The following is a 14,082-nucleotide window of genomic DNA, read 5'->3' as shown; positions in this document are numbered from 1 at the left end:
GCGAGATGATGGAGATCGTGGCACTCCAGACGTGCGCAAGGAGGTTTGGCTGGCGGTCGTACACGATGGTGAGCCGGCGATAGCGGCTCAATCAAGCAAACAGGCGCTCGACCACCCATCTGATCCCTCACGGCAAGAACTGTCCTTCCCGTGTGCCGCCGGGCGAGACGGAGACGTGGATGCCGTGCACGGGCGCTGCCGCGGCAAAGGGCGCCCCTATGAAGCCGCCGTCGCCGAGCGGCTCACCCTGAAAGCCGAGCGCGGCTAGTTGCGGCAGCACCGACAGGGTGCCGGCCCGGTCATCCACGTTGGCAGGCCGCAGCTCGAGGTCGAGCAGCGAGCCGTGCTTGTCGCAGACGGCCACCAGCTTCACCCCCCTGACCAGCTTACCGCCGTCGATGCCCCGGGCCCAAGCACTCGGGGCCGAGCGCAGGGAGCGGCTGTCAGCCACCAGCGCCGAGGGCAGAACCGCGTCGCTGCAAGCCCGCCGCCAGTCGAGGGCGAGGCGCTGGCGGTGCCACAGCCCGAGCCGGGTCCAGCGGGCAAAGGCGCTGTGCAGAGTGGTGAAGGGCACACCCGAGCGCCAGCCCGCGAGGCGCCCCTGCGGGCCGCCGAAGCTCAGGGTCCAGATTAGCCTGATCAGGCGTCAGCGCAGGGCGAGATCCGGCTTGCGCCCGCGGCGGTGCACGCCGATCCGCTCACGATCCATGGCGTCCAGTTCGGCCTCGACGGCACAGACGAAGACGTTGATGTCGGCCAGGGCGTCCCAGCCGTCGCCGCGGCAGGACCGGCGAATGCGTCGGGCGGAGGGCGCGGGCAGATCGGCGGCGCTCGGAGGGCTGGTGCGAGACATGGGCCCGATATGGTGAGACCGCGTCCCAGCTATGTCCCTCTACGGATCGGAGCGGGTCCTATCGCCCAGACTCATTTCGCGTACAGGCTCTAAAGCGCTGGAATGTGTGTTCGATAGCATTGCAGGTGCGATGGAGAGCTGTCGATAAACCAGACAGTCCCGACAAGCCACTACCTACACAGCTGCAACGAGCTTAGCGTTGGTGGCAGCACGCCGTATTTCCAAATATAAGCCGCCTCTCAACTCTGCGTTGAGCCTTTTTGGGGTAGATTAGCTCGGCAGACGATTGAGCTGGACGGCACTTAGAAACGAGCGCATACTCGGTTACTAGGTGTTCAAAACCAAGCTCATAATCGGCGACAAACTTGAGTATTGGCGGAAACTAATCCTCGCGGCGCTCGCTGATGGCAGCGCTGTTTCGGCGGGTCCGATGCCAAGGAAGGAGCCGTCCATGCGTGTCCCCCATAGATATCCCCTCGCCCTGGTGCTCCTCGCCAGCGCTTTGACTGTGTTTCCCGCTCATGCAGATCCGAGGGGCGGAGGCGGCATGGGCGGAGGAGGAACGGGTATGCGAGGCGGTGGAGGAGCTGGTGTCGGAGGCGGAGTGTCCGTCGGCAGAAGCGAGAGCACGACCTCTGGAAAGAAAATCCTCACGATAGATGAATACGAAACAGAATCGAATCGAATTTATCAAAAAATCCTTGAGAAAAATAGAGGTCGAGGCATTGACCTGAGCGTTATTGCGGGTGCTGCAACCGATATTATGAATAAGAGGTATCGACTGGCCAAGCCAGAGAAATACGATAATGACGCAGCATTTGAGAGAGGCCGGATACAGAATCGAGAAATGAGGAGAATCAACTCTAGGGGTCAATCTTCTCAATCCTCAGCCACTAATGACCCTTATAGACTCAAAAAAAGTGGACTCACCCAACAAGAACATGACTTACTTTATAACCGTGGAGCAAAACCAACCGGAGACGAATGGTGATAAACACTCCCCACCACTGAAGCCGCGGTCCTGGCACATCGTTGGATAGCTAAGGACCGCGGAAATGCTCCTCTCGTGAGAGGCAGCAAGCCTTTCTCTTGCTGAGAAGTTGTCGCGGCGAGCGGTCGCTTAGTCGTCATCGTGATGGACGGCATGCCCGGCAGATGATGGCGTGATGGCTGCAGTCGGGCGCCTCGCAGGTTGCGGGTTACGCAGGCAGATCTCGTGGATGCAGGCTCACCCGGTGATCAGCCCTTCCCACCCCGAATGGCCTTCAACTCACTCAAGGCCGGCGGCAGATCAGGCGGCAAAGGTGGGCCAATGAGATCCGGGAAGTCGGCATGGCAGCGCGGCGCATACTGGTTTCCGCGCACCTTGTCCGGCGGCGGGTACGGGCAGTCGGCCGCGATGCCCCGGTCAGGGCACTTTCATCTTCACCGTATGGTCAGGGCGCAGCTCATCCAACGCATCGCGGAATTGAACCCGCATCTCCGGCCCGGCGTGGCTGAAGCCGTCGTGCGCACGATCCTGGACCGCATGGGCGAGGCTCTCGTGCAAGAGGAGCGCATCGCACTGCGCGGCTTTGGCACGTTCAAGACGAACGCCAGAGGCGCCCGGGGCCACAATCCGCGCACGGGTGAAGCGGTAGCGGTTCCGGCTAGGCGCGACGTGAGGTTCAGGGCATCGACCGAGATGCTGCACCGACTGAACGACAAAGTGGGTGGCGCAGCTCATCCAGAGGCCGTGTCGGGAGCCGACCGCAGGTTGCGTGCGACCTGCTGAAGGCTGTAGCGCCTCTTGCGTGCGTGAGGCCGGCCCATTCGCATAAGCGCGGGTACGGAAGGCGTTATGGTGCCTCCGGGCAGTCCTCTAAAGTCCTCCGCGCCGGTCCGGGCAGGGCGCCATTGAAGGCCCAGCGAAGGGCCGGATCATGCGCCAGCCAGTCAGCATCATGCAGGTCCTCGTATCCGGCGAGCCGCCCGAAGATCGCCTGGCGAACCTGGGCAGTCAGCGTTTCGCGGCTATTCTGGCCCGTCCTGATGTCGGTGAAGGCTTCTCCGGCCAGGTCTGTCAGGCCAAGGGCATCATCAAGATCCCGAAAGGTCAGCAGACCAGCATCGGATGTCACTCTCGAACCGTGGAATTCCAGCTTCAGGCGGGGATTGAACATGACCCTGAGAGCGGCATCGTTTTCTTCACCCGCTGCACTGTCCATCTCCAGCCCAGCTGGTACCGACTACTCCCTTGAAAGATAAACCAAATCCAGGCTTCCAGGTCATCACAACATGTGCGCATTTGGGAGATGCGGGTTGAGGAGGGCTTCCGGTCAATCGCTCAACGCACTCGGTCCCAACAACGTTCCGCTACCAAACAATTTAGATCACCGCCTCCTCCCGCTCATCTGGCGACCAGACGCTCGCCGTCCCGGGACGCAGCCCGAAAACGTGGCTCGCGAGGGTCCGTTCGATAACGGGATCGTCGGTGAGCGCCGTCGGGAGCGGCAGCTCGACGATGCGGTGTCGGCCGAAGTCGAAGGGTTCTCCGGGAGCCACCGAGACCGGCTCGATCGCCTCCGCGAAGCCGCGCTCGGCGAGCGCGAGCGCGCGGTAGTGGCAGAACGGATTGTTGCCGCGCCGGCCGAACAGGACGTGCGACGTCCAGGTGCAGCCGCCACGGCAGCGGGTCGCATGCGGACAGGTCCAGCAGAAGCCCCAGAGATCCTCCGCCGCGGCGATCGGTCGGTTGGGTGTTCGCTTCGCCCAGAGCTGCGCGAGGGAGTGGTCCCTCACATTCCCCATCGTGTAGTCCGCACTGGGCAGCGACGGGCAGCCCTTCAGGCGCCCGTCGGCTTCAATGCCGAGTGAAGCCACGCCGGCATCGCAGCCCGCCCACGCGTGCCCACCCTCGGCGCCGTACCGCAGCGTCTCGGCAAGGGGGCCGAAGTAGCCGATGTTGTTGGCCGGGAAGAAGGCGATGCCGGCCGGGTCGAGCCGCTCGCGCTTAATCGCCGCGAGAAGCGGAAACAGGTGCAGCAGATGATAGGGCTGGAGCATCAGCGCACGGCGGTCCGCCGCCCGCCCCATCGCTGCCGTCAGGATCACCATCCAGCTTCGCGCTCCGATCTCGACAAGGAGGTCGGCCACGCCGGGCAGTTCCGGCATCGTCAGCCGGTTGATCTGGGTGTTGACCGACAGGTCGATGCCACTGGAAGCGATGCGCCGGCCCGCGGTCACGGCTGCTTGCCAGGATCCCGCCGATCCGCGGACGGAGTCGTGGGTCTGCTCCAGCCCGTCGATCGAGAGCGAGATCTTGCCGACCCCTGCGGCAACCGCGCGGGCGATGCGCGCCCTCGTCATCTGGCGGGCGCCTGTCACGATGCTGCAGAGCATGCCACGCCGGGTGATCGCGGCGGCGATCCGATCCCAGTCCTCGCGCAGGTAGAACTCGCCGCCGATCAGGGTGACCTCGCGCAGCCCCAGGTCGGCGAGTTGGGCGACGACGTCGAGCGCCGCGTCGGTGCTGAGTTCATCCCGACGCGCTCGCCCAGCCCGCGAGCCGCAGTGTCGGCAGCCGAGGTCACAGCGCAGCGTGATCTCCCAGACGGCGTGGCTCGGCGGAGCAGACCCGCCCGGTCGCCAGCGGGCGAGACTGCGTGGGTCGCCGTCATAGGTCGGTTCGTCCGAGGGCCGGTGCAACGCCTGGCCTCAGGGTCGGCGGAGGCCGGGCGGAGGGCCGTACACAGGGACGGGGGGCGTCTGCCGCGCCCCCGCATTGTCCGGCTTCTTCACGGATGGTGACGGCTGCATCCCCGGGGGGTGACCATCGACGGGTGCCGGGTTGCGCGACTTGTCGAGCGACGGCTCCGCCGTTGGACCTTGGCTCACCTCTTCCGACGCCGCCAATCGTGCCGAGATCTCCACTGTGCGCCATCGCCCGATGAGCTGTTCGATCTCGGCGTCGCTCAATCGATCACCCAGGTTCAGGGAGGCGGAATCGATCCCAGCTTCGGTGAGGACAGCGCGCGGGTCTGCTGCAAAGCGCGCGCGCAGGACGGGCTGGTCGCTCAGACGTTTGACCAGCTGCGAGACCGACGGTGTGTGTTGCGCAGGCGTCGCGGCCTTCGGCACCTCCGAAGCAGCAATGGACACCGTCGTCGGTGCGAGCAGGGCGAGAAGTTTCCGGATGATGCGCGCAATGATCCGCATCCGGGTTCTCCCGAGGAGTACCACGTCGGCTCGCAGAGGCATCCGCGAGACAGTGGATTTCGATCCGCTTCCACCATCATCCTGCCATGGGCGGATCGAGTCGTCGAGGATGGCTCCCCATTTGCAGGACAACAGCGCGCGAGTACATGTTATACCAACCGCCATAAACTATGACACGTACGCCCATTCGCATGACGTGGTGGATCGGATCAGATTGGGGGCCTCGGAGAAGTTGTTCCATGCCTCGCAACAGGCCTCGACAATAGCCTCGTAGGAAGCATAGATCCGGTTGGCGAGCTTGTTCTGACGCAAATACTGCCAGATGGTCGGCCAGGTTCAGTTCGGATGAGTAGGGCGGCAGTGTCAGGAGGGTGATATTCTCCGGCACCACGAGCGTGCGGCTGATGTGCCAGCCAGCACCACTGAGGACCAGATCCGCGTGGGCTCCGGGAGCCACCATTCGAGCGATCTCGGCCAGATGAGCAGTCATGGCCCGTGTGTCGAAGCGCGGCATTACCAGCCCGGCGGCCACCGCTCGGGCCACGCAGACCGCGCCAGACAGATACGCAAAGGTGGAGCGGGTGACCCAAACGGCGGCCGAGCCAAGAATGTCGCTCCGCTCGGCTTGCGAGCCCCTCTTCAGGTCGCTCCGCGTGTCGATTGTCACTCCGCGCGCTGATTGGAACGTAGAATGTGCTGATTTTAGAGCTATAATTTAGCTGCTGATGCCCGGCCATCGGGGGCGGAGCGGAGCCATGCATCAAGCTCATGTATTGATGCTTGTTTTAGGGTTGCTTGGTCTGGCAACCCCAACAGCTTATGCATTGGATGCAACTGACTACTATAATCGCGGAGATGCCTTCCGGAGCAAGGGCGAGTACGACCGGGCGATTGCAGACTACGATCAGGCTTTGCGCCTCGATCCTAAGTCCGCAGTCGCGTACACCCATCGCGGCCTGGCGTTCTACCGCAAGGGCGAGTACGACCGGGCGATTGCAGACTACGATCAGGCCCTGCGCCTCGATCCTAAGTACGCAAATATCTACATCAATCGCGGGTTAGCGTTCTACCGCAAGGGCGAGTACGACCGGGCGATCGCAGACTACGATCAGGCCCTGCGCCTCGATCTCAGGGACGCGGTCGTCTACACCAATCGCGGAGATGCCTTCCGGAGCAAGGGCGAGTACGACCGAGCGATCGCAGACTATGACCAAGCCTTGCGGTTCAATCCCAAGTACGCATATGCCTACAGAAATCGCGGGGACGCCTTCCAGAGCAAGGGTGAGTACGACCGGGCAATCGCCGACTACGATCACGCTCTGCGGCTCAATCCTGAGGACGCAGCCGCATACACCCATCGCGGGTTAGCCTTCCAAAGCAAGAGCGAGTACGACCGGGCAATTGCAGACTACGATCAGGCTCTGCGCTTCGATCCTAAGTACGCAAATATCTACATCAATCGCGGCTATGCCTTCCGGAGCAAGGGCGAGTACAACCGGGCAATCGCGGACTTCGATCAGGCCCTGCGGCTCGATCCAAAGTCCGTAATCGCCTACACCGGGCGTGGGGATGCCTTCCGGAGCAAAGGTGAGAACGACCGAGCGATCGCAGACTACGACCAAGCCTTGCGGTTCAATCCCAAGTACGCATATGCCTACAGAAATCGCGGGGATGCCTTCCGGAACAAGGGTGAATACGACCGGGCAATCGCCGACTACGATCACGCTCTGCGCCTCGATCCCAAGTCCGCAACTGCCTACAACAATCGCGGGTTAGCCTTTCAAAACAAGGGCGAGTACGACCGGGCAATCGCGGACTACGATCAGGCGCTGCGGCTCGATCCTAAGGACGCGGCGGCGTACACCAATCGCGGAGCAGCTTTCTACCGCAAGGGCGAGCACGACCGGGCGATCGCGGATTACGACGAGGCCCTGCGGCTCGATCCCAAGTCCGCAGCGGCCTACAACGGTCGCGGGGCTGCCCTCAACAAGAAGGGCGAGTACGACCGGGCGATCGCAGACCTCGACCAAGCCCTCCGACTCAAGCCCGGGTTCGCCAACCCGTATTGCCATCGCGGCACGGCCTTCCGGCACAAAGGCGATCTCGACCGCGCGCTTGCGGAGCTGAATGAAGCCGTGCGCCTCAATCCCAAATACGCGGACGCCTACCAGGAACGCGGGGTGACGTTCCAGGCCCGGGGCGAGTCGGACCGGGCTCTGGCGGATCTCGCTGAGGCTGTGCGGCTGAAGCCTGAGCTTGAGGCAGACGCAACCTTCCTCAAGGTGCGCGGTGAGGCACAAGCGGCTCTGGCCAGCCGGCCTGCAGCCGCCGCGGTGGTGGCGGCGGTCCAGACCCCGCCGGTTGTCCACGCGCCTGCCGTGTCGGCCGTCACCCCGCTGGCCGAGACCCGGGTCGCGCTCGTGATCGGCAACAGCGCCTATGCGGCTGTCGCGCCGCTCGACAACCCGGCGCGAGACGCCACCGCAATCGCCCGCTCCTTGCGGGACACCGGCTTCAAGACTGTTCAGCTCAAGAACGATCTTCGCTACGAGGATCTGCGGCGAGCCCTGAACAGCTTCTCGGCCGAAGCGGACAAGGCCGACTGGGCCGTCGTCTACTACGCGGGGCACGGCATCGAGGTCGGCGGCGTCAACTATCTCGTGCCGATCGATGCCCGCTTGAAGACGGACCGGGCCGTGCAGTTCGAGGCAATACCGCTCGATCAAGTCCTGGGCAGCATCGAGGGCGCGCGCAGGCTGCGCCTGGTCATCCTGGATGCCTGCCGCGATAATCCGTTCCTGCAGCAGATGACGCGGACGATCGCGGCGCGTTCGGTCGGGCGAGGTCTGGCGAAGGTCGAGCCGGAGACGAGCGGCACGCTGGTGGCGTTCGCAGCCAAGCACGGCCAGGTGGCGCTGGATGGGCAGGATGGTCAGGTTAATAGTCCGTTCGCGGCAGCGCTGATCAAGAACATTGCCAAGCCTGGCATCGAAATCCGCAAGCTGTTCGGGCTGGTGCATGATGATGTGCTGGCGGGCACGGGTCGCAAGCAGGAGCCGTTCGTTTATGGCGCCCTCGGAGGCGAGGATTACTTCTTCAGAACGCGTTGAACGTGGCTGACGCTGACCTGAAAGCCTGAGCTCGATTTGACCAATTTCGAACAGCCTGGCGAAGGCGTTCCCTTGGCGCTCTGCCGCATGAGCGGGTTTTCGTCGTCTCGCCCAACACTCGGGATATTGAGAAAGCCCGCAGGCGTGAAGGCGGACCCTCCCGCATCGAGTAACATCTTACGCTCGGCGCTGCATGCCGGGAATGCGCGCCATGCTGGCCCACTATACTCGGATCCGTACCAAGACCGGCTGGGGCATGGGATAGGCCGGCCCCTGCCGAAGCACTACCAAGTGGCGGGGTGGGATGTGCTGCGGCCGCACAACGAGCCCTGAAACGAAAAAGCCCCGCCGCGGCGGTGTGCCGGGCAGGGCGAAAGGCAAAGCCTCGCTATCAGCAGCTATAGATAAACACATCCTCCGCGTGGGGCGCATCTCTTCTTAGGGGGTAGGCGATCTTCCGCGCGCGGGATCTACGGGCAGAAAAGCCCACCGCAGGACCGGGCAGGCTACGGCGATGACCGAGTCTCATCAGATCAAGCGGCGCACCTCGCAGCATGGCACAACGCAGATGCCCCGCCGCGTTGGCATCGCAGCGGGGCATGCTCCTCCCTAGACCTCGGGCCGCTCCGCAAGGGCGGCCTTCCTTTGCCTTACTGGATTGCCTCTCGCGCGCGTGAGGCGACGCGCTACTGTAAGGCAGGGCTTGGCGCTCCAGCCCGACCAAGCGGGGCCGCTTCAGCCTGGCTCAGGCCCTCCAGAGCATTGGCGATCGCCAGCATGCGCGTGGCGGTGCGCCGGTTGCGCTCGCGGCGCGCCAGGCGCCGCAGGTCGTCGCTACTCACCAGATCGCGCCGGATCATCAGGGCTGCGCCCATCGCGTCCTCCCGCCAGCCGCGGGCAGCAGGGAATCACAACCACGCTTCAGCCCACAACCGGGAGAGTCCCTTCATCCGCTCGCCGGTATAAATCATTAACAATGTTTGTTGATGAGAAATATTTCAACATGCAAACGCGGGGAGCAGCTGCATGCTAAAAACCCGGGAGGAATTGGTTGGCCATGAAGCCCCATCTGAATCCAGACACCGTGCAATGTATGACGCCGCGCGGCGGCCTGCAGGCGGCCGAATATGAAGATCGCGGCTATGGCTATCTAAATATTGTGAGAAATTCAGTCTGCTATATTGATAGTGCGACCGGGGATTGTCTTACCAGTTTCTCGTATCCCAGCCATCGGGATGCCGAGCTACAGCTGAGCTTTCTCAGGCAGGCATGTCAGGACGCAAAACGCCGCCGGTCCTCATTCGATCTCGTGCAGCCTGGGGCGGAGTTTTCAAAACAGAGGCCGGCGATGAGCGAGCCAAAGAACGAAAAGCCGGCTCCAGAGATGAATAAGGTCGAGAGTGTCTTCTTCCAGTTCGCCCATGTCCTTTTCAACGGGATGGTGTCGGCCGACAGCCTCCAGGGTCAAGCCCCTCTTGCCCCCAAGCCCTGGCAGATCCTGGACATCAGCTTTCCCCGCCCGATCGTCCGGATGACCTTCTTCTCGGAGCGGCGGGCCCGCGCCACCTGCGAGACCATGAACGCCAAGGCCCGCCGGGAGCGGTTCAAGGTGGCGTGGATGGGCGCTTGAGCCCTCTGAACCGTCCGAAGTGAAAGACAGCCGGCGCGGCCTGCGCCACACAGAGGCCGTGGCGCTGCCCGTCTCTCCTTGTCAGGGACAGCGCCATCAGCGGGCCGGGTGCGAGCTACGGGCGCCCGGCCCGCTGCCATCCCCAAGCACGCGCGTCGTCCTCCAGCGTCGGCATGCCCGACACCCCCACCATCGGCGAGTTCTACGAGGCCCAGCAGGTCACCGACGAGGGGTTCGATGCGGCCGTCCGCGACGACCTGAACGACCCCACGCCCGGCATGCGGCTGATCGCGGATGGTGAAGGTGTCGAGACACGCTCCGCCGAAATCCCATACGGCGCGCCAGTTGTGTGCAGTGCTGGTCTTGACGCGGGTCCTCATAGACGTGTTTTGCACTTCACCGCTGGGGGCAGTGAAATGGCGGGCGGCTGGGCTAATCGCGAGAAGACCCGCGACCGAGTGAAAGCGGTGGCTGCAGCCCGGGCGCTCGCCCGCTCCGGGGCGCATGCAGATCACACCACCATTCTTGCAGCCCTGCGGGCGAACGGCATCCTCGACAGAGCGCCGAGCTGGTTCGGCAACCCCGCCTTCCTCCTGCAACTCGATCGAATGTGCGCCATGGCCTGCGAAGGGGCGCGACGGCGGACGGCGTAGGCTGGCGCAAGCGCCGCGCAATGTGCGGGTCCTACGTCTCCGTCCATGAGGCGCCGCAATTCCCGTAGGGCATACGACGAGCACGGCCGGGAGATCCCGCCGGCCCGCTGCCGGCGCACTACAAGGTGGTCGGCCGGGTCGTGCCGTGGCCGGATGAGGGCTAGGCCACGTCGGACGCTCAGAAGCTGCTCGCGATCTCCCTGATGCGTTGGGCACGCTGGTAGGGCGCCATCGTGCGGAGCTCGCGGCCATGAATGAGCGCCCCTTTCTGACGCCCTTCGACCCACAGGCCGTCTGGGACGAGGCAGACGCGAGCTGGCTTGCCTTGAGCATTCAGCTCCGCCACGGCGCGTCCGCCGGCTGCGAGCGCTTCGAGCATCTCCGAGCCGGAGATCGGGCGATCACTGCTGGCGAGCATTTCGTCTCTCTCTTGCTGGCAGCCGCTTGTTGCGCTGCAGCATGACAACGATATTGCAAAGCCTGGAGCCTGGATCAAGTTTGGCTGATCCGCCCGTCCGAGCCCCGAAACGACAAAGCCCGCCGCGGCGGGGTGCCGGGCGGGCTCGGTGAGGACGGCGGATCAGCGCCGGAGGTTAGTTCAACCGGACATCCCTGATGCGATCGGCGAGTGACCGGATCGCATCCACCGTCTGCCGGCGCTCTTCGTGGATCTCCTCCCGGTGCCGCTTCCGCATCGCCATTTCGGCTTCGCGGACGAGCGTGCATCGATCGTAGGAGGCGGCGACCGCATGAAGCCCATCGATCAGCTCTCGTGCCGTCCGCTCGCCCATCACCATGCCGCCGATCTGCGCCAATCCCTCGCCTCCAACCGAGGGCGGAGCAATGTGCGGTTTCTCGGCCCGCGCCTTCAGCCAACCGAACATTGCCAGGATAATGCCTCCCGCCGCGCCGGGGCCGGCGAAGGCCAGCAGGTAATCGAACAACTCCTTCGCCTCTGGCGACATCAGCGCCCCCGCATCGAGAAAGAGCCTGCCTTCTGCATGTCGTAGCCGGCCGCAGCGAGGCACCATCCCTCGAACCCGAAGAATACGATGTAGAAGTACACCCCCGGCGGAAGGCCCAGACCCGACTTGCGCGCCGCTGCGAACTGCAGGATGCACAGGGACAACCAGAAGAAGCCGGACGCGTAGGAGCCCAATGCGCGCAGGATGGGTGACCGCCTCCACCAGCCGTTTACTGCGAGCCCGAGGCAGCGCAAGCAGCCGATCAGGATGGCAAGAGCCCCCCACGTGGTCTCGCGCATGATGAGCCCGAGCATCTGGTACGAGGAGATCTCGAACAACTCGCCGGGCTGGAGGATGGCGCAGCCCCACGCGATGGCGCAGCACGCCAGCAGCCATTCCGTCGAGCGGGTCTTGTTGAGGGAGGTCATCCCGACATTGCTGGTGGGCATGCTGGCCTCCTGGCTCCTTCGATCGCTGTCAGCGCTTCACCACGCTCGGCAGGATGGCGCTGAGCTGCGCATCCTTCTGCTGGCTGGAGCGCGAGGAGCCGAGCCAGAAGGCGATGGCGGTGCCGAGCGCCAGATTGGCCGCGCCATAGGCTTGGCTCAGCAGCTGGTAGACCCGCTCGGGGATCTCGCCCTGGATGAAGTAGAGCGCGCTGGTCAGCAGCGCCCAGGCGATGAGGATCGCGAGCGTGACGATTGCCGGCATCGCGGCGGTCCAGTGACTGGCCTGCGCCAGCCCGAGCTGCATCTGGCGAGCGTTCGCGAGGTCTTCCAGCTCGGCCAGCTGGAGCTTTGCGGCGGCCTCGATCTCGGCCAGCTTCAGCTGCGCGCCGGCCGGATCGGCCTGCACCGCCTGGCTAATCGCCTGCGGGGTGGCTGGCACGCCGAGGGCCGCGCCGATCGCGGCCGCCGCGCTCTTGCCCACCGCGGTGCCGATGCCGCCGCCGAGCGGCCCGCCCAGCGTGGTGCCGAGGAGCGTGCCGAGAGAGGGCAGCCCGACCTGCGCGAGCTGCCCGGCCAACTGAAGCCAATCCATGGGAGGAGGTCTCCACCCCTCTCCTGTTTCTGAGAGGGGGCGTGCGCGCGGCGGGCCCGGCCGGCTCGGGGTGAACTGTCTGGAATTTCCGAAAGGTTGATCAGGCAGCCTTGCCGCCGAACAGGCTCTTGAGCCACGCGCCCAGGCCGCCGGTCTGCACCATGGCAGGCTTCGGGGGCTGGGTCCCGACCGGCGGCAGGGTCGTCGAGGTCGCGATGACCGGTGCCTTGAGCAGGGCGAGCGCCTCCGTCCGGACGCCGGCCACCCGCTTGGCCCAGCCCTTCCCGAAGGTGGGCCAGCCCTTCAACGAGCGCAGGAAGGTCAGGCGGCTGTCGCACAGCGCGGTGACGAGCCAGCGCTGATCCATCCGCGCGACCGCCACCAGGGTCAGGCGCACGGTGAGGTCGACGAGGTCGGAGCGCATCACCGCACCTCCGCCGCCATCGCGACCCCGACCGGCCCCATCACGGTCCCGGGCCGCCGCATCACCGGCCAGTGCGCCCGCACCGGGACCGCGCTGCGCGACCGGACCAGCTCCGCCGCCCGGCTCTGGCGGATGGTCACCTCCTCGCCGCGCTCCAGGGCCTCCAGGATGGCCGGGATCTGCGCGGCGTGCCGGCCGCAGATCTCGGCCAGGAGCGCGAGCCGATAATGGTCCTGGCTCGCAGCGCCCAAGGCGGCGGCGCCGTCGCGCAGCCCGCGCCTGACGGCGTCGTTGCGGCCGACGTAGCACGCGGCCAACTCGGCCGTGGCCCTCATCTTCCGCTCGGCCTCGGCGGCGTCCGCGCGCCTGCATCGCGAGCGTCGGCCAGTCCCAGCTGCGCAGGTCGGCGATGCCCGGATCGATCATCGCGCCACCCTCCCGGCGGCAAGCGCGGCCATCAGGCTGCGGATTTCGGCCTGCCCGCTGTCGGGCAGCGCGCGGTAGGCCTGCAGCAGCTCGCACTCCTCACGGGACGGCTCGATCGCCGCGGCATCCGCGAGTAGGTCGCGGACATCGACCTGCAGCGCGGCCGCGAGGCGCGGCAGCACCTCGCGCGGCACCCGGCGGCCCCGCTCGAACCGGGAGATCGCCCCGGGCCCGCAGCCGATGGCCCGTGCGAGCTCGGATTGAAGGAAGCCCAGCCTGCGGCGGCGGCGCTGGATGCGCTCGCCGAGCGAGCGCGGAGCCACGGCCGTGGTCATGACGATGGACTGCATCAGGCGTCCTCGGGCTGAAGGTGGCGGTCGTCGGCGCGCGCGTCGGCGTCGTCGAGGAGGCGGTCGAGCTCCGCAGCGATGGGCTGGAGGCCGTCGCGCTGGCGGTCGGTCAGGCGCTCGCGCCAATCCTCGAAGGCCTCGCGGCCGGCCCGGGCCTTCTCGCGGGCGACGGCGAACAGCTTCGGTTCGCTCGCTTCAGGCTGGCTCGACGGAGGCGCGAGGGCCGGTGAGGGCGTCCCCCCCCGCGCCCACGCCGCGAGCTTCTGCCCGCACGCCTCGTCGATGGGCTGACCCTGCGGGAAGAAGCCCCGGTGCTGCTCCTGCACCTTGTGCGGCAAGTCGAAGCGCGGCTTGCCGGGCGTGTCCGGCGAGAGTGTGAAGCTCGCCGTCATCTCGTACATGAACCGCTTCTCGCAGATCGGCATCCAGCCGA

The 14,082-nt window shown here is 65.4% G+C and carries 19 protein-coding genes and 1 pseudogene; 5 read left to right on the top strand and 15 right to left on the bottom strand.

The window, feature by feature from the left end:
* Window positions 1-127: 127 nt before the first annotated feature.
* The gene (locus tag MNOD_RS14080; protein WP_244424729.1) at window positions 128-574 is read right to left on the bottom strand and encodes a transposase; all 447 of its coding nucleotides are present in this window, start codon (window positions 572-574) and stop codon (window positions 128-130) included.
* A gap of 72 nt (window positions 575-646) precedes the next feature.
* A complete protein-coding gene (locus tag MNOD_RS14075) occupies window positions 647-853 on the bottom strand; it encodes a hypothetical protein (protein ID WP_015929582.1) in 207 nt (68 codons plus the stop codon).
* Between the two features lie 331 nt (window positions 854-1,184).
* Here MNOD_RS14075 and MNOD_RS46490 point away from each other — a divergent pair, with 331 nt between their 5' ends.
* Window positions 1,185-1,844, top strand: coding sequence for a hypothetical protein (locus MNOD_RS46490; protein ID WP_157091460.1), 660 nt, complete (start codon window positions 1,185-1,187; stop codon window positions 1,842-1,844).
* A 267-nt stretch (window positions 1,845-2,111) separates the two neighbouring features.
* Complete coding sequence (locus tag MNOD_RS14070) at window positions 2,112-2,627, top strand: HU family DNA-binding protein (RefSeq protein ID WP_341874491.1); 516 nt, start codon at window positions 2,112-2,114, stop codon at window positions 2,625-2,627.
* A gap of 118 nt (window positions 2,628-2,745) precedes the next feature.
* Here MNOD_RS14070 and MNOD_RS43190 read toward each other — a convergent pair.
* From MNOD_RS43190 to MNOD_RS50615, 4 genes and pseudogenes are all read right to left on the bottom strand, one after another.
* Window positions 2,746-3,060 (bottom strand): annotated as a pseudogene (locus tag MNOD_RS43190) (transposase); the annotation flags it as partial.
* Between the two features lie 160 nt (window positions 3,061-3,220).
* Window positions 3,221-4,540, bottom strand: a complete 1,320-nt coding sequence (locus MNOD_RS14060) for a radical SAM/SPASM domain-containing protein (protein ID WP_015929579.1) — start codon at window positions 4,538-4,540, stop codon at window positions 3,221-3,223.
* A 9-nt stretch (window positions 4,541-4,549) separates the two neighbouring features.
* Window positions 4,550-5,050, bottom strand: a complete 501-nt coding sequence (locus MNOD_RS14055) for a hypothetical protein (protein WP_015929578.1) — start codon at window positions 5,048-5,050, stop codon at window positions 4,550-4,552.
* A 76-nt stretch (window positions 5,051-5,126) separates the two neighbouring features.
* Window positions 5,127-5,717 carry a hypothetical protein gene (locus tag MNOD_RS50615; RefSeq protein WP_157091459.1) on the bottom strand — a complete coding sequence of 197 codons (591 nt, stop codon included), beginning with the start codon at window positions 5,715-5,717 and terminating at the stop codon, window positions 5,127-5,129.
* A gap of 88 nt (window positions 5,718-5,805) precedes the next feature.
* Here MNOD_RS50615 and MNOD_RS14050 point away from each other — a divergent pair, with 88 nt between their 5' ends.
* On the top strand, window positions 5,806-8,160 hold the full coding sequence (locus MNOD_RS14050) for a tetratricopeptide repeat protein (protein WP_015929577.1): 2,355 nt from the start codon (window positions 5,806-5,808) through the stop codon (window positions 8,158-8,160).
* Between the two features lie 686 nt (window positions 8,161-8,846).
* Here the strand turns inward: MNOD_RS14050 and MNOD_RS48035 are convergent.
* A complete protein-coding gene (locus MNOD_RS48035; RefSeq protein ID WP_015929576.1) occupies window positions 8,847-9,035 on the bottom strand; it encodes a hypothetical protein in 189 nt (62 codons plus the stop codon).
* Between the two features lie 182 nt (window positions 9,036-9,217).
* Here MNOD_RS48035 and MNOD_RS49010 point away from each other — a divergent pair, with 182 nt between their 5' ends.
* Together MNOD_RS49010 and MNOD_RS49005 are read left to right on the top strand one after the other, a co-directional pair.
* The gene (locus tag MNOD_RS49010; protein WP_244424727.1) at window positions 9,218-9,790 is read left to right on the top strand and encodes a hypothetical protein; all 573 of its coding nucleotides are present in this window, start codon (window positions 9,218-9,220) and stop codon (window positions 9,788-9,790) included.
* A gap of 173 nt (window positions 9,791-9,963) precedes the next feature.
* A complete protein-coding gene (locus tag MNOD_RS49005; protein ID WP_015929574.1) occupies window positions 9,964-10,443 on the top strand; it encodes a hypothetical protein in 480 nt (159 codons plus the stop codon).
* Between the two features lie 178 nt (window positions 10,444-10,621).
* Here the strand turns inward: MNOD_RS49005 and MNOD_RS14030 are convergent, their stop codons facing one another.
* The 8 genes from MNOD_RS14030 to MNOD_RS13995 form a co-directional block, all read right to left on the bottom strand.
* Complete coding sequence (locus tag MNOD_RS14030; protein ID WP_015929573.1) at window positions 10,622-10,861, bottom strand: hypothetical protein; 240 nt, start codon at window positions 10,859-10,861, stop codon at window positions 10,622-10,624.
* Window positions 10,862-11,036: 175 nt separating this feature from the next.
* On the bottom strand, window positions 11,037-11,387 hold the full coding sequence (locus MNOD_RS14025; protein WP_244424726.1) for a hypothetical protein: 351 nt from the start codon (window positions 11,385-11,387) through the stop codon (window positions 11,037-11,039).
* 20 nt (window positions 11,388-11,407) lie between these two features.
* On the bottom strand, window positions 11,408-11,857 hold the full coding sequence (locus MNOD_RS14020; RefSeq protein ID WP_015929571.1) for a hypothetical protein: 450 nt from the start codon (window positions 11,855-11,857) through the stop codon (window positions 11,408-11,410).
* A gap of 28 nt (window positions 11,858-11,885) precedes the next feature.
* On the bottom strand, window positions 11,886-12,449 hold the full coding sequence (locus tag MNOD_RS14015) for a hypothetical protein (RefSeq protein ID WP_015929570.1): 564 nt from the start codon (window positions 12,447-12,449) through the stop codon (window positions 11,886-11,888).
* Between the two features lie 100 nt (window positions 12,450-12,549).
* The gene (locus tag MNOD_RS14010) at window positions 12,550-12,873 is read right to left on the bottom strand and encodes a lysozyme family protein (RefSeq protein WP_015929569.1); all 324 of its coding nucleotides are present in this window, start codon (window positions 12,871-12,873) and stop codon (window positions 12,550-12,552) included.
* Window positions 12,873-13,208: a hypothetical protein gene (locus tag MNOD_RS14005; RefSeq protein ID WP_015929568.1), complete on the bottom strand. Its 336-nt coding sequence runs from the start codon at window positions 13,206-13,208 to the stop codon at window positions 12,873-12,875. Before MNOD_RS14005 ends, MNOD_RS14010 begins: the two co-directional genes overlap by 1 nt.
* An 87-nt stretch (window positions 13,209-13,295) precedes the next feature.
* Window positions 13,296-13,649, bottom strand: coding sequence for a helix-turn-helix domain-containing protein (locus tag MNOD_RS14000; RefSeq protein ID WP_015929567.1), 354 nt, complete (start codon window positions 13,647-13,649; stop codon window positions 13,296-13,298).
* Window positions 13,649-14,050: a hypothetical protein gene (locus MNOD_RS13995; RefSeq protein ID WP_043748692.1), complete on the bottom strand. Its 402-nt coding sequence runs from the start codon at window positions 14,048-14,050 to the stop codon at window positions 13,649-13,651. Before MNOD_RS13995 ends, MNOD_RS14000 begins: the two co-directional genes overlap by 1 nt.
* Window positions 14,051-14,082 lie beyond the last annotated feature (32 nt).

This window comes from Methylobacterium nodulans ORS 2060, assembly GCF_000022085.1.
Classification (GTDB): domain Bacteria; phylum Pseudomonadota; class Alphaproteobacteria; order Rhizobiales; family Beijerinckiaceae; genus Methylobacterium; species Methylobacterium nodulans.
The sequence above is the reverse complement of the archived record's forward strand: the minus strand, read 5'-3'. Positions and strand labels throughout refer to the sequence as shown.

Coding starts and splice junctions, on each gene's coding strand:
- MNOD_RS49010 (WP_244424727.1), top strand. CDS start 9,218: ATGAAGCCCCATCTGAATCCAGACACCGTGCAATGTATGACGCCGCGC.
- MNOD_RS14050 (WP_015929577.1), top strand. CDS start 5,806: ATGCATCAAGCTCATGTATTGATGCTTGTTTTAGGGTTGCTTGGTCTG.
- MNOD_RS14075 (WP_015929582.1), bottom strand. CDS start 853: ATGTCTCGCACCAGCCCTCCGAGCGCCGCCGATCTGCCCGCGCCCTCC.
- MNOD_RS14005 (WP_015929568.1), bottom strand. CDS start 13,208: ATGAGGGCCACGGCCGAGTTGGCCGCGTGCTACGTCGGCCGCAACGAC.
- MNOD_RS14010 (WP_015929569.1), bottom strand. CDS start 12,873: ATGCGCTCCGACCTCGTCGACCTCACCGTGCGCCTGACCCTGGTGGCG.
- MNOD_RS14020 (WP_015929571.1), bottom strand. CDS start 11,857: ATGCCCACCAGCAATGTCGGGATGACCTCCCTCAACAAGACCCGCTCG.
- MNOD_RS13995 (WP_043748692.1), bottom strand. CDS start 14,050: ATGTACGAGATGACGGCGAGCTTCACACTCTCGCCGGACACGCCCGGC.
- MNOD_RS49005 (WP_015929574.1), top strand. CDS start 9,964: ATGCCCGACACCCCCACCATCGGCGAGTTCTACGAGGCCCAGCAGGTC.
- MNOD_RS48035 (WP_015929576.1), bottom strand. CDS start 9,035: ATGGGCGCAGCCCTGATGATCCGGCGCGATCTGGTGAGTAGCGACGAC.
- MNOD_RS14030 (WP_015929573.1), bottom strand. CDS start 10,861: ATGCTCGCCAGCAGTGATCGCCCGATCTCCGGCTCGGAGATGCTCGAA.
- MNOD_RS14070 (WP_341874491.1), top strand. CDS start 2,112: ATGGCCTTCAACTCACTCAAGGCCGGCGGCAGATCAGGCGGCAAAGGT.
- MNOD_RS14000 (WP_015929567.1), bottom strand. CDS start 13,649: ATGCAGTCCATCGTCATGACCACGGCCGTGGCTCCGCGCTCGCTCGGC.
- MNOD_RS14015 (WP_015929570.1), bottom strand. CDS start 12,449: ATGGATTGGCTTCAGTTGGCCGGGCAGCTCGCGCAGGTCGGGCTGCCC.
- MNOD_RS14055 (WP_015929578.1), bottom strand. CDS start 5,050: ATGCGGATCATTGCGCGCATCATCCGGAAACTTCTCGCCCTGCTCGCA.